We start from the raw sequence: 13770 nt of genomic DNA, 5'->3' as shown, positions 1-13770 counted from the left end.
TCGCCAGGAGCGCCGCATGATCCCCATGACGCTGCGCGAGATCGCCGAGGTCGTCGGCGCGCGCCTGCACGACGCGGACGACCCGGAGGCCCTGGTGACCGCACCCGCCGCCGTGGACTCCCGCGAGGTGCCGCGGGGAGGGCTGTTCGTCGCGACGGCGGGTGCCAACGTCGACGGTCACGACTTCGCGGCCTCGGCCGTCGCGGGCGGCGCCGCCGCCGTGCTGGCGTCGCGGCCGGTCGGCGTGCCCGCCCTCGTCGTGGACGACGTCCAGCACGCGATCGGCCTGCTCGCCGGGCACGTACTGCGGCGGATCGGCCCGGCCGTGATCGGCATGACCGGCTCGGTCGGCAAGACCACGACCAAGGACCTGCTGGCCCAGGTGCTCGAACGGCAGGGGACGACGGTCGCCACCGCCAAGTCGTTCAACAACGAGCTGGGCCTGCCGCTCACCGTGCTGCACGCCGACGCCGGCACCCGCTACCTGGTGCTGGAGATGGGCGCGACCAGGAAGGGCGACCTGACGTACCTGACCGGCATCGCGCCGCCCCGGCTCGGGCTGGTGCTGAACGTCGGCGTCGCGCACGTCGAGCGCATGGGCGGCGGCATCGCCGACGTCGCCGAGGCCAAGGGCGAGCTGGTCGAGGCGCTCCCGCCGGACGGGCACGCGCTGCTCAACGCCGACGACCCGCACGTGCTCGCCATGTCCGCCCGCACCAAGGCGCATGTGCTGCTGTACGGGCGCTCGCCGCAGGCGCGGGTGCGGGCCGAGAACGTGCGCATGGAGGCGGCGCGGGCGGCGTTCGAGCTGGTCACGCCGTCCGGCCGGGCCCCGGTCAGGCTGAGCCTCATCGGCGCGCATCAGGTGTCGAACGCGCTGGCCGCCGCCGCGGTCGCCACCGCGCTCGGCCTGGACGTTTCGCAGATCGCCGCGGGGCTGACCGAGGCCAGGCGGCGCTCCGCCGGACGCCTGGAGATCGTCGAACGCCCCGACGGCGTCACCGTCGTGGACGACTCCTACAACGCCAACCCCGACTCCATGCGGGCCGGGCTGCGGGCGGCGCGGGCGCTGGCGGGCGCCCGCCGTACCGTCGCCGTGCTCGGCGGCATGGGGCAGCAGGCCGGCGCCTCCCGCGCCCGGCACGCCGAGATCGGCGCGCTCGTCGCCGAGCTTGGCTTCGACCTGCTCATCGCGGTCGGCCCCGGCGGCGCGCGCGTCACCGAGGAGGTCGCGCGGGCGGCGAGCGGCGACGTGCACGCGATGGCCGAGGCCGCGCGGGCGGGCGGCGCATGCGTCCGCACCGCCGCCGACCCGAGCGCCGCCGCCGAGCTGGCCCGTGCGCTGCTGCACCCGGGAGACGTGGTCTTCGTCAAGGCGTCCAGCGAGTACGGGCTCGGCGCCTGCGCCCGGGCCCTCGCCACCGCATCAGACAATCTTGAAGGAAACGGAGCCTCATGCGCGTCATCGGCCTCATCGGCGGGCTGAGCTGGGAATCGACCGTCATCTACTACCAGGTCATCAACCGCCGGGTACGCGAGCGGCTCGGCGGCAGCCACTCCGCCGACAGCCTCATCTGGTCGGTCGACTACACCACCGTCGAAGAGCTCGCCTTCGCCGGCCGCTGGGACGAGGTGAGCGCGCTCCTGTCCGACGCCGGACGCAAACTGCAGGACGCCGGCGCGGGCGTGCTGCTCGTCTGCAGCAACACCTTCAGCAAGGTCAGCGATGACGTGGCACGGGCCACCAGCGTGCCCGTGCTGCACATCGCCGACGCCGTCGCTGACGAGGTCCGTTCCCGTGGCATGCGCAAGGTCGGCCTGCTCGGCACCCGCTTCACCATGGAGGAGCGCTTCTACCGGGACCGGCTGGCCCGCCACGGCTTCGAGGTGATCGTCCCGCCGCGCGAGCAGCGGGACCTCGTCCACGATGTGATCTTCGACGAGCTGGTGCGCGGCGTGATAAGGGAGCCGTCCAGGGACGCCTACACCCGGATCATCGACGACCTCGCCGCCGCCGGAGCCGAGGGCGTCATCCTCGGCTGTACGGAGATCGAGCTGCTGGTGAGCGAGAAGGACAGCGTCGTGCCGCTGCTGCCGAGCGCCCGCCTGCACGCCGAGGCCGCCGCCGCCTTCGCTCTGGCGGGCTGACCACCGGACGACACGGCAAGGCGAGCCGGGCCACGCGCCGGGGACGGCCATCACCTGGTGCCGGTGATGGCCGTCCCCGGGCGTCACGCGAGGGGCCGGATGCCGGCGTCATGCGCGGGCCGCCGCCAGCCATCACGTGGTGGCGGTGAGCAGGGCGTGCAGGCGGGCGCACTCGTGCGCGAACCGGCTCTTGCGCCCGCTGCGGGCGTACCCGGCGATGACCGGGATCTCCCCGCGCGCGCCCGTCCACCCGGCCACGTCGGCGGCGAGGGCGACCAGCGTGGTGTGGACGGTGGTGACGCGACGGGCCGTACCCGATGCCGGGTCGGGCAGCATCGCGGGCAGCAGCGCCAGCAGGATGCGCCACACCTCGTGGTGCGCGCCCGCCTCGGCCAGCTCGGTCAGCGCCGCGAACGCCGTACGGGGCTCCCGCCAGGTGCGGCGCAGCACCAGCGCGAGCCGCCTGCCGATGTCCTCGGCGGGCAGCTCGCCCCGCGCGGCCAGGCCGAGCAGCAGCGGGAGCGTGCCGGGCACCTGACCGGCCAGCAGGAAGGCGAGGATCGTCGCCGACGACTCGCCCAGCGGTCCCTGCCCGAGCGCCATGGGCCTGACGTCCGTCGCGTGCAGCCGCTCGTCCCAGGAGCCCTGCAGGAGGTGGTGCAGGGCCTGCACGGCCACGACCTCGCGGTGGGACGGCAGCATCGCCCAGGCGTCGGGCAGATAGCGGCGCCAGCCGCTCAGCCAGCTCGGCGGTTCGCGCAGCAGCACCTCGTCGATGAGCCGGTGACCGGTCGGGCGGGTCACCCGCAGCACGGGCCGCAGACTGACCCCGGTGAGGGACTCGGGCTCGTCCTCGCCGAGGTCCACCGTGGACGCGCCGACCATGTGCTGCCAGGTGTGGCCGGTCTCGGGGTCGGCCATGCCGCCGTCTTCGAGCCAGCGGACGACCGAGCGCGCCGCCTCCGAGCCGATCCTGGCGGCCCTGGCCGCGGCCTCCGGGTGGCCGCCCCTGGGCAGCCGCAGCAGCGCCTGCGCGAGGTCGGCGGGCAGCGGCTCCACGCCGGCGGCGGCGCAGCTCTCCAGCCGGTCCACCAGCATGTCGGGGTCGAGGTGGCCGCTCGTCCACGTCGGGGTGGCCAGCAGCACCGGCGGCAGGGTGCCGTCGCGCAGGGCCTGGGCGATCTCCGCGTACCGGTGCAGGAGGAAGTCGTGCGGCGGGGCGACATCACCGGGATGGGGCAGCCGGTTGCGCCGCCGCCACTCCTCGGCCTCGGGCAGCTCCTGCGGCATGAAGGAGCGCAGGCGGGGCGGTATGAAGGAGACGGTCACCTGGACGAGCGGTTCGTCCGGGGCCGGCGGGGGCACCGGACGCCCCTCCCGCATCGCCTCGATCCTGGCCGGGGCGACGCCGAGCTCGGCCATGCGCTCGTACGCGTCATCGAGGATGTAGGACGGCATGGCCTCGACGGAGTCGTCGTAGCGGACGCCGGGCCGCGACCGTACCGAAAGAGACCGGCTCAGGCGGTCCAGGTACTCGATCGCCTCATACACCGCGCCGCCAACATCCCACGCGACGAAAGCCGCATGATCACCGTCAGGCGGCTCGAAGCCCGGATGTGGCCGCTCGTCGTCCTGAGCGGCGGGCTCGTCGTCGGGGAGGTCGTTGAGCCGGACCCGGTGGCCGTCGAAGGGGATCTCCTGGCCGCCCTCGCGGGCCACCGCGCCGGCCGGTCCCTCGTCGCTGTCCCAGATGATGTCGATGATGCGCAGCGGGCTGTCGTCGTCGAGATAGCGAGCCTGCGGGCCGCCGTGACTCACCGCGAGGAACCCGCGCCCGGCCTGTGGCTCCGGCGGCGGCTCCGCGCCGCGGGGGATGACCCGCACGCTCACGGAGTGGCTCGCGTCGTCCCACGCGGTCTCCGGCGCGGGCGGCGGCACCTCCGGCAGGCTGCCGGGAGTGACGATCTCGGCGGCCAGCGCCCGCTGCCAGACGTCCGGGTCGGTGAAGTCGTCCTCGGACCGCCAGTGGTGGTGGAGGCCGTCCTCCGCCCAGGGCTTGAGCTCGCCGCACAGGCGGCCCCGGTCGGCGGCGATCCCACGGACGAAGCCCGCCAGCCAGCGCTCCCTGTTCACCCATCGCTCGGAGGAGTCCGGATGCAGGGACGGCTCGGGGAACCGCTCCGGCCGCGGCGGCTCCGGCAGCGGCGGGAACTCCTTGCGCTCCCGCTCCTCCGGCCGGACCTGCCCGCCGAACCGCGCGGCCAGCCGCGCGCCCTGATCGGCGGGCAGGTGCTGGAGGCCGTCGCGGATCGCCTCGGCGTGGCCGTCGAACAGCGCGGCATGCCGCAGCGTCAGCTCCACCGCGCGGGTCCGCACGTCGAAGGAGGTGTGCGCGTACGCGGTGACGAGCGCGGGCACGAAGTCGCCCGCCGCCTCCGGCGTGGCACGCAGCGCCCGGTCGAGCCAGCGCAGGCCCGTGGCGGCGAGCTTGGCCTCGGCGCGGAAGGTGAGCGCATCGACCGCCTCCACCAGGTCGGCGTGATCGAGCGGCATGCAGGCGCGCACCCGCCCGGCGGCCAGCTCGGCGACCGGGCCGGGCGTGGCGGGTAACAACCGCAGGTAGTCGCGCAGGCGGGCGGCGGACTCTGCGGGCGTGGGGTCGAGCAGGGTGTGCAGCCGTACGAAGAAGCGCAGGTCCTGCGCCTCACCGCCGCGCAGGAAGCGGCTCACGCACCCGTCGAGCGCCTGCCGCCGTGGCACCTCGCGGGCCGTCGCGGCCAGCCAATGGGAGGGCTCGGGCTTCAGCGACTGGTCACGCAGGACGCGGCCGACGCCCTCGGCGGTGAAGACACGGGGCAGCAGCACCGGCAGCAGCGGATCGCCGGGGACGATCGGCGCGGACAGCCAGGCGGCCACCAGCGGGTCGTGATCGGCGGGCGGCACGGCGCCGGACGCCCGCAGCAGCGCTATGGCCAGCGGCACGATGCGGTCGCCAGGCCGGCGGATCCGGCGGGCCAGCCGGACCGCGACGTCACGCCGCCACGCCACCGGTCGGGCGGCCGCCACCCGGCACACCTGCTCGACGTCGATGTCGGGGCCCCAGCGCGGGTTGACGGCGCGGCTGGTCAGCCACGTCACCGCCGCCGCCGGACCGCCGATGACGCCCACCCCGGCCAGCAGCAGCCCGGGGGAGATCATCCTGAGCGCGTCGTCGATCTGCCAGCGGATCACGAAATCATCGATGGCCGGGTACTCGGCGTGCAGCTCCTCGGCTTTCGCGCCGCGCAGCTCCTTGGGCAGGCCGGGCAGCCGTGCCGCCAGCTCGGCGCGTTCGTCGTCGGTGAGCGCGATCAGCCGGTCGGCCAGGCGGTCCACCTCGCCGTCGGTGATCAAGGCGCGGATCTCCGTCCAGAGCGTCACGGGGCCACCTCCACGGCGACGCGGGCGACGATGCGGGCGGCGAGCACGTGCTTGCACGGCCCGCGTGAGCCGCGGTGATCCCACCACCACTCGCACGTACAGGAGCCGTCGGCCAGCGAGACCCGGCGCCGGCCACCCGCGGTGGTCACGGTCGCGAACTCGCCGTCGAGCCGCACCGCGCCCGCCTCGGCCAGCGCTCGCGCCTTGGCGAGGCGCGGGTTGAGCAGCATCACGTGCTCCTTGTCGTACGGCAGCTCGCGGTGGAAGTGCGCGGCCTCCGACAGGTCGTAGCCGACCCGGCCCGCCGCGCCGAGCCGGGTCAGCGCCGCGCGCACCCGATCGGCGGGGATGCCCGCCCGCTCGGCCAGCAGGCCGATCTCGACCTCGGGCTCGAAGTTGAGCAGCATGCCCACCACGTCGGCGTCGTCCTCGGCCTCGGCGGTGGCGAGATCGTCGAGCGTCGCGCCCTCGCCGGAGAAGCCGCGCCAGCGCTCGGGGGAGAGCGTGAGCGTGTAGCGCATGCCGGGCAGCTCCAGCTCCCACGCGCTGGAGGTGGCGTCGGCCCCGCCGTAGACGCGCAGCGCCTTGGCGAAGCGCAGCAGCGGCAGGAGCGTGCCCAGCCGGTTGGGGCCGGAGAGCCGTACCGACCCCGGCACCTCCCGGTCGTGCACCTTCAGCTCACGTCCCGCCTGCGCCACCCACACCGTGCCGCGCTTGGGCAGCCCGCGCAGGAACCGCACCGCCGCCATACCCGTCAGCTCGCCCCGCAGGTCCATCCGCGAGGCGATCACCTGCACCTCGGCGAACCCGCGCAGCCAGCGCTCCGGCAGCGGCACCTTCTTCTCCACCACCGCGCCGTCACCGGTGGTCACCACCAGCTCATCCAGCCCCACGCCGAGGTGCAGCGGATCGCGCGGCCCGATCCGCGCCAGCGCCTCGCGCAGCGGCGGGTTGACGTCGACGTTGGTGGTGCCGCGATCGAACACCTCGCCGTCGAGCGCGCCGCCCAGCAGATCGAGCCGGGCGTACACGCCGCCGCAGGCCGAGAACGACTCGAACCGCAGCCGATCGCCGTTGCACGTCACCACCGGATCCCGCATCCAGCCCGGCCGCGACTGCGGCCGGTGATAGCGGGCGAGCGCCACATCGGCGATGCCGAGCAGCGCCGCGGCGGCCGGAGCCGCCTGAGTGACCACGCCGCTGAAGAAACGCGGCGCGAGGACCGGACCGGACAGCGCCCGGCCACCGGAGGTCGCCAGTCCGAGGCGACCGTCGACAAGGGAGGAAGGCGCGGCGTACGCGTACGCCTGCGTCGTAGAAGTCATGGCGGGGACGATAGATTCCCCGACCGACAAATCTTGATCGCGGTCCCGGCGCTGCCACCACAGCACCACCGCTCCTCCCAGGATCAGGCCGAGCGCCATTCCCGAAAGGACGAATCCCCACGCTGCCGCACCGCCGGGGCGCTGGCTGTAAAGCGCCGGGCCGACGACTTGGAAGGCGCCGACCCACGCCACGTTGACGAGTGCGAATTGCAGCACGATGGCCCAGAGCCAGGGCCGTGACCAGAACTCCGTCCATCCCTCGGCCATGGACTTCGCGAGCGAGTCCTGCCCGCGAGGGGCTGTCTGGATCCGCATCCTGGACAGGAGAATCGCGGCGACGAAGAACGTGTCGGCGTCGAGAGCGAGCCCCCACCCCGGACCGGATGCGACCACCAGAGCCCCGCCGATGGACGGTCCGGCCACCTTGGCGATATTGAGGCAGAGCCGGAGAAGCGCGTTTCCCTGGTGCAAGCGCTCCTTCCTGCCTCAGATCGCGTTACCTCTCATAGGCGGGCTCGCGGCGGACAGAGTCCCGCGGGTGCGCATGATGGTCCTTTCCCATGTCGTCTCCGCCGTCGGTCAAGGAACATCGGCGTTACTGCTTCTTACGGAAACCGCATCCTTGTGGCACATGGCGGCCTGTGCAGCGCTCAGCGGCATCGGAACCGCCTTCTTCGGCCCTGCGGCCCAGGGGGTGCTGCCACAGGCCATCGGCAGATTCGCTGCCAGGACAACTCCGAGCGCGCCCGCCGAGCTCGTGACCTCGAGAACTCCGAAGGACAGCGCGACCGGGGCGACCGTGGAGCCGCACGGCCGGCGGCGTCAGGCAGGAGGCGGGGCGGTGCTTTCGCGGACGATGAGTTCGGTGGCCAGCTCCACACGGCTCTGGGCGAGCTGCTCGCCCTGGGCCAACGTCAGCAGCATCGACGTGGCCGCGGCGGCCATGTCGATGAGCGGCTGGCGGATGGTGGTCAGGGGCGGGATCGCCCAGCGGACGGACGGCAGGTCGTCGAAACCGATCACGCTGAGGTCGTCGGGGATGCGCAGGCCGAGCTGGTGGGCGGCGTGGTAGGTGCCGATGGCCTGGCCGTCGTTGGTGGCGAAGATCGCGGTGGGCCGGTCGGGCAGGCTCAGCATGCGGCGGGCTTCGGCCAGGCCGCCCTCGATGAGGAAGTCGCCCCGGCCGATCAGCTCGGGGTCGACGGGCAGGCCGGCCATGTCGAGCGCGGTGCGGTAACCGTCGAGGCGGGCGCGGCTGGACAGGGCGGAGTCGGGCCCGGTGATGATGCCGATGCGGCGGTGGCCGAGATCGAGCAGATGGCGGGTGGCGGTGAGGCCGCCGTGCCAGTTTCCCGCGCCGACGGACGGGATGTTGCCCGACGGGGTGTCGGCGGGGTCGAGCAGGACGAGCGGGATCTCGCGGCGGGCGAGCTGCTCGTGCTGGGCCAAGGTCAGGCCGGAGAACACGGCGATCACGCCGCTCGGGCGGTGCCGCAGCACGCCGTCCAGCCAGGCGTCACCGGCGTTGCTGTCGCGGCGCACGTCGGAGACCGCGACCGTCAGCTCGTGCCGGCGGGCGACCTGCGCGACGCCCTTGGTGATCTCGACCGGGTAGTCGCCCTCCAGAGCGTGGAAGACCAGCTCGACCAGGGCCGCCGGGGTGGAGCGGCGGCGCTGGCGGCGGTAGCCGTGGCGGCGGATCAGCTCCTCCACGGCGGCGCGGGTCTCCGACGACACCTCGGAACGCCCGTTGACGACCTTGGAGACCGTCGCGGTGGACACGCCGGCCAGCTCGGCGAGCTGAGCGATGGTGAGCGGGGACGACTCCGTGGTCATGGCCGCAGTCTAGCCAGGCGACACGCCGATGAGGGCGGTCCAGGCCCGGCGGGATCGCCCCGCCTGCCCATCGGCATGACCGGATCTTGCGTGGGTGGGTGTCGCGGCGTCGTCTCAGGGTTCGGTTCGCCGCCGAGCGCACCCCTCGCTCGCGGAGCCCGGCCAGGTGACGTTCGATCAGGCCGCTGCGGCTGTGGTGCTGCCTCTGAGTATGAGGTCGGCGCCCAGCTCCACGCGGGGCCGTGCCGGGTGCTCGCCGCGGGCAAGGCCGAGCAGCATGTCGGCGGCGGTCGCGGCCATCTCGGGGAGCGGCCGGCGTACGGTGGTGAGCGGCGGGTCCATCCACCGGCCCGCGAGCGGGGCGTCGAAGCCGACCACGCTGAGGTCGCCGGGGATGCGCAGGCCGAGCCGGTGCGCCGCGCGGTAGACGGCGGCGGCCTGGCCGTCGGCGCAGGTGAGGATCGCCGTCGGCCGCGACGGTAGCCGCAGCAGCCGCTCGACCTCCGCGTCTGCGGATGATGCCGTCGGCGACCCGCCGCCTCTTCCGAAGCCCAAGCCGGTGATCAGCTCGGGGTCGGCCGGCACGCCCGCCATGTCCAGAGCGGTGCGGTAGCCGTCCAGGCGGGCGCGGGCGGCCAAGCTGTCGGCGGGGCCGGCGAGGGCGGCGATGCGGCGGTGGCCGAGGGCGAGCAGGTGGCGGGTGGCCATGAGGCCGGCGCTCCAGTCGCTGGCGCCCACCGTGACGACCTCCGCCGGATGCTCGCCGCGTGGATCCAGCAGGACGAGCGGGATGCCGCGGGTGGCGAGCTGCTCGCGCTCGGTTCCGCTCAGGCTGGAGAAGACAGAGATCACGCCTGTGGGGCGGCGGCTCAGCACACCTGCGATCCAGGGGGCGTCGCCATGGCGCAGCCGTGACACGGTCACGCCCAGGCGGTGTGCGCGCGTCACCCGCTCCACGCCCGCGGCGATCTCGGCGGGAGCCTCGCCGTCGAGATCGCCGAAGACCAGCTCCACCAGGGGCGCGAAGGCGGCGCGGCGGCGTTGCGGCCGGTAGCCGTGTTCGCGGATGAGGCGTTCGATGAGCGCGCGGGTCTCCGGCCTGACCTCGGTACGGCCGTTGACGACCTTCGACACGGTGGCCGTGGAGACCTGAGCCAGCTCGGCGAGCTGCGCGATGGTCAGCGGCCGGGACCGCGTGTCGCTGTCGCCGGTCGGCTCTGCGGCCATGCTCATGCCGGAAGTCTAGCGAGTTGTTTTCGGCGTTCTCGACCTTAACTTTCGGTGAACAGAGCAGCGGGCCGGGGCCATCCGGCCCCGGCCCGCGCGTCGGCCCGTCAGGCCGTCAAGGCCGTCAGCGCTGCAGGGTCAGCAGGCCGGGGCGGTAGGGGAGAAGGCCGTAGTCGCCGCCCGAGTTGGGGTCGCGGCCCTGGTAGAGCAGTTGCAGGTTGCAGGGGTCCACGGTGAAGGTCTGGTCGGCGCTGACCCGGATCAGCTCGCCGTGGCTGATGTCGTTCGTCCAGGTGGCGCCGCTGTTGGCCTTGCCCGCGAACGGGTTGCTCTCGCTCGCCGCCTGCGGCGTCCACGTGCCGTTCAGGCTGGTGGCCGTGAACGAGCGGAAGTAGCGGCCCTGCGAGCCGATCGCCTCGACCAGCATGAGGTACTTGTTCTGGCCCTTCAGCTTGTAGACCTGCACGGCCTCGAACAGGTTGTTGGTCGAGTCGCTCATGATGACCGTCGAGGACGAGCCGAAGTTGCCGGGGAAGTTCCCGATCGGCATGCTGGCCCGGTAGATCTTGCCGTTGTCACCGGCGAAGAACAGGTACATGGTCGTGTCGTCGGCGATCAGCGTCTGGTCGATGGGCCCGGTGCCGGAGCCGGAGATGCTGCCGGTGAACAGCGGCTGCTCGGCCGACCAGCCGTTCGGGTTGGTGGGGTCGGTCGAGGTCCGGTACGAGAAGGGCGTGCTGCCCCACTGGTAGGCGAGCACCCAGATGTTCTTCGGCGCGAAGTAGAACAGGGTGGGCGCGACGGTGCTGTTGTTCATGGCGTTCTGGCTCGCCGACGCCATCTGCGACCAGTTGCTGAACAAGCTGAAGTTCATCGACCCCCAGCGCGTGCCGTAGTCGTGCGTGGTCGCGTACACCAGGTGCTGGCCGTTGTACGGGGCGACGGTGAAGTCCTTGAGCGACACCCAGCCGGAGCGCGGCGTGGCCAGCGGGCCCGTGGAGGTCCAGCGGTAGCTCGACGGCAGGTCGCACTCGCCGGGGTTCTGGTCGCCGCCGCCGTCCACGCGGACGAGCTGCCACTGCTGGTTGGCGCCGCCCCAGTCGTCGTACTGGACGATGTTCGCGCCGTCGGCGGTCGAGCCGCCCTGCACCTCGAGGGCCTTGTTGCTGTTGCGGTTGATGAAGCGCACGTAGCCGTCGGAGCTGTCGGCCAGGCGCCACTGCTGGTTGGTGCCGTTGTGGTCGGACCACTGCACGATTTCGCCGCCGTTGGCGGTGGAGAAGTTGTAGACGTCGAGGACCTTGCCGGAGTGGCGGGACTTGATGCGGTAGTAGCCGCCGCCGGAGTCGACGAACTGCCACTGCTGCTGGTTCTGGTTGTTACGGGTCCACTGGGTGATGCGGGCGCCGTCGTTGGTGGCGAGGTTGTAGACGTCCAGTGCCTTGCCGCTGTTGCGGTTGATCAGGACGTACCAGGCGTTGGTGTCGACGGTGGCCGCGTGCGCCGTCTCGGTCTGGAGTGCGACGAGCAGGCTCGCCAGTAACGTGGCCAGGGCCGCGAGTAAGGCCAGGGGTCTGCGGTTCACGAAAGCTGCCTTTCTCGATGGGTTCGTCAGGGTGCGGTGAGGTCGAAGCGGCTCACGGTCACTTCGCCGCCGAGCGACCGGGTTGCGTAGTTGAAGATCCCGAAGCGGTAGCCCATGAAGAACTGCCAGGCGTTGTTCAGGGTGAACGCCCGGCCGAGGCTCACGAACGTGCTGCCGTCGGTGCTGTAGGAGAAGCGGGCCTGCCGGCCGGACCCGGGCCGTACGTCGGCGCTGACCCGCAGCCAGATGCGCCCGCCCGAGACGTTCGCGCTGGCCACCTCGGTGCCGGTGCCGGTGGTCTGCCACGAGCTGTTCATGGTGAGGCCGTCGGTCATGACGACGCGGGTGGTGCCGTTGTCGCGCTTGACGCCGATCCACGCCGACTGGTCGCGCAGCATCGCCAGCCCGGCGCGGTCGCCGTCGGCCATCCGCGAGTAGTCCAGCTCGATCGTCGCCGTGGACTCCGGTCCCTGGATGCGGTGCGTCAGCGTGTTGCGGGCGTTGTAGAGGTCGTCGGTGACGGTCGCGGTCTGCAGGCGCAGCCCGTTGCCGGTGGAGAAGCGGCTGGTGTCGGGGTTGTGGTTCCACTCCCAGCGGTGCCCGAGGCTGCTCGATGTGAACGTGTCGGAGCCGATCATGGACGCCACGGTCTTGCTGGTCTGGATGTTCGGCTTGGGGTAGGTGGCGCCCCACGTGCCGTTGACGGTCTGCAGCACCGGCCAGTCGCCGCTCCAGGTGATCGGCGCGAGCGCCGGGACCCGGCCGCCGGGGTAGGCGTCGATGAACGCCATGTAGTACCAGTCGCCGTTCTGCGTCTGGACGAGCCCGCCCTGGTGCGGCACGCCGCCTCCGGAGATGGGGCCGGGCAGGTTCAGCAGGACCTGGCGCATCTCGTACGGGCCCCACGGCGAGGTGGAGCGCAGCACGTACTGGCCGTTGGCCGGGCGGGTCAGCCAGATGTAGTAGTAGCCGTTGCGCTTGTAGAAGCGGGCGCCCTCGAGGGTGCCGACGCTGCTCGGCGTCTGGAACACCTGCTGGGCCCGCACCTGGCTGAAGCCGTCGGCGGACAGCTGGGCGACGCTGATGGTGGTGTTGCCGTAGGCGACGTACATGGTGTCGTCGTCATCGATCAGCAGGCCCGCGTCGTAGTAGCAGTTGTTGATCTGCGAGCGCTTGGTCCAGGTGCCGTCCACGGCGGTGGCGGTGTAGACGTACGTGCGGTTGAACTCGATGCAGCCGATCCAGTAGAAGGTGGCGTTGCTCGGCCGGTAGTTGAGCGTCGAGGCCCAGATGCCCTTCACGTACGCCCGGCCGCCGCTGAGGTCGTACGCGCTGGAGCCGAAGTCGAGCCGCGGCACCGAGTGCCCGGCGTACTCCCAGTCGACCAGGTTGTACGAGCGCAGGATCGGCGCGCCCGGCGAGTAGTGCATGGTCGAGGCCGAGTAGTAGTAGGTGTCGCCGACCCGGATGATGTCGCCGTCGGCGAAGTCCTGCCAGACGACCGGGTTGGTGTAGGTGCCGCCGGGGTTCTGGCCGCCGTCGACGCGGACGAGCTGCCATTGCTGGTTGGCGCCGCCCCAGTCGTCGTACTGGACGATGTTCGCGCCGTCGCTGGTGGATGCGTTCTGCACTTCGAGGGCCTTGTTGCTGTTGCGGTTGATGAAGCGCACGTAGCCGTCGGAGCTGTCGGCCAGGCGCCACTGCTGGTTGGTGCCGTTGTGGTCGCTCCACTGGACGACGGGTGCGCCGTTGGCGGTGGAGTAGTCGGAGACGTCGAGGACCTTGCCGGAGTGGCGGGACTTGATGCGGTAGTAGCCGCCGCCGGAGTCGACGAACTGCCACTGCTGCTGGTTCTGGTCGTTGCGGCTCCACTGGGTGATGCGGGCGCCGTCGTTGGTGGCGAGGTTGTAGACGTCCAGTGCCTTGCCGCTGTTGCGGTTGATCAGGACGTACCAGGCGTTCGTGTCGACCGTCGCGGCCGCAGCCGCCTGTGGCGTGAGCAGCACGCCGATGAGCACGAGGGACGAGAGGATCGCAAGCGCGCGCCTCACGGGGACCTCCAGGGGTGGTCGTCGGTCCGGGTGCCCGAGGTGCCGGCGCGGAAGGTACGCGACTCAGGTGCCATTGTTAGCGCTAACATTTCGTGTCGCATAAAGCCGTGACCCTCCTCCTTCGGGCGGCGTCGTCGGGAGTACATCCGAGGCTCCGGCCCGGCGTCAACGGCGGCCG

At 72.2% G+C, this 13770-nt stretch carries 8 protein-coding genes; 2 read left to right on the top strand and 6 right to left on the bottom strand.

Annotated features, from left to right (window positions below; genetic code table 11):
- Window positions 1-16: 16 nt before the first annotated feature.
- On the top strand, window positions 17-1486 hold the full coding sequence (murF, locus tag ACFMQL_RS36290; RefSeq protein WP_364070773.1) for a UDP-N-acetylmuramoyl-tripeptide--D-alanyl-D-alanine ligase: 1470 nt from the start codon (window positions 17-19) through the stop codon (window positions 1484-1486).
- The gene (locus ACFMQL_RS36285) at window positions 1456-2148 is read left to right on the top strand and encodes an aspartate/glutamate racemase family protein (RefSeq protein ID WP_364070776.1); all 693 of its coding nucleotides are present in this window, start codon (window positions 1456-1458) and stop codon (window positions 2146-2148) included. The genes murF and ACFMQL_RS36285 overlap by 31 nt, the downstream gene beginning before the upstream one ends.
- 132 nt (window positions 2149-2280) lie before the next feature.
- Here ACFMQL_RS36285 and ACFMQL_RS36280 read toward each other — a convergent pair whose 3' ends face one another.
- The 6 genes from ACFMQL_RS36280 to ACFMQL_RS36255 form a co-directional block, all read right to left on the bottom strand.
- Entirely contained in the window at window positions 2281-5568 is a 3288-nt protein-coding gene (locus ACFMQL_RS36280) for a DUF6493 family protein (protein WP_378789316.1), read from the bottom strand.
- Complete coding sequence (locus ACFMQL_RS36275; protein WP_378789314.1) at window positions 5565-7364, bottom strand: MFS transporter; 1800 nt, start codon at window positions 7362-7364, stop codon at window positions 5565-5567. Before ACFMQL_RS36275 ends, ACFMQL_RS36280 begins: the two co-directional genes overlap by 4 nt.
- Window positions 7365-7715: 351 nt before the next feature.
- Window positions 7716-8729: a LacI family DNA-binding transcriptional regulator gene (locus ACFMQL_RS36270; RefSeq protein ID WP_378789312.1), complete on the bottom strand. Its 1014-nt coding sequence runs from the start codon at window positions 8727-8729 to the stop codon at window positions 7716-7718.
- A 177-nt stretch (window positions 8730-8906) separates the two neighbouring features.
- A complete protein-coding gene (locus tag ACFMQL_RS36265) occupies window positions 8907-9962 on the bottom strand; it encodes a LacI family DNA-binding transcriptional regulator (protein ID WP_378789310.1) in 1056 nt (351 codons plus the stop codon).
- Window positions 9963-10080: 118 nt separating this feature from the next.
- Window positions 10081-11508 carry a non-reducing end alpha-L-arabinofuranosidase family hydrolase gene (locus ACFMQL_RS36260; protein ID WP_378790251.1) on the bottom strand — a complete coding sequence of 476 codons (1428 nt, stop codon included), beginning with the start codon at window positions 11506-11508 and terminating at the stop codon, window positions 10081-10083.
- A gap of 59 nt (window positions 11509-11567) precedes the next feature.
- Window positions 11568-13592, bottom strand: coding sequence for an RICIN domain-containing protein (locus tag ACFMQL_RS36255; RefSeq protein ID WP_364070792.1), 2025 nt, complete (start codon window positions 13590-13592; stop codon window positions 11568-11570).
- Between the last annotated feature and the right edge of the window lie 178 nt (window positions 13593-13770).

The sequence above is a fragment of the Nonomuraea fastidiosa genome (assembly GCF_042751225.1).
GTDB classification, from domain to species: domain Bacteria; phylum Actinomycetota; class Actinomycetes; order Streptosporangiales; family Streptosporangiaceae; genus Nonomuraea; species Nonomuraea fastidiosa.
This window is presented reverse-complemented; position numbering and strand designations above follow the sequence as displayed.

Coding starts and splice junctions, on each gene's coding strand:
- murF (WP_364070773.1), top strand. CDS start 17: ATGATCCCCATGACGCTGCGCGAGATCGCCGAGGTCGTCGGCGCGCGC.
- ACFMQL_RS36285 (WP_364070776.1), top strand. CDS start 1,456: ATGCGCGTCATCGGCCTCATCGGCGGGCTGAGCTGGGAATCGACCGTC.
- ACFMQL_RS36270 (WP_378789312.1), bottom strand. CDS start 8,729: ATGACCACGGAGTCGTCCCCGCTCACCATCGCTCAGCTCGCCGAGCTG.
- ACFMQL_RS36265 (WP_378789310.1), bottom strand. CDS start 9,962: ATGAGCATGGCCGCAGAGCCGACCGGCGACAGCGACACGCGGTCCCGG.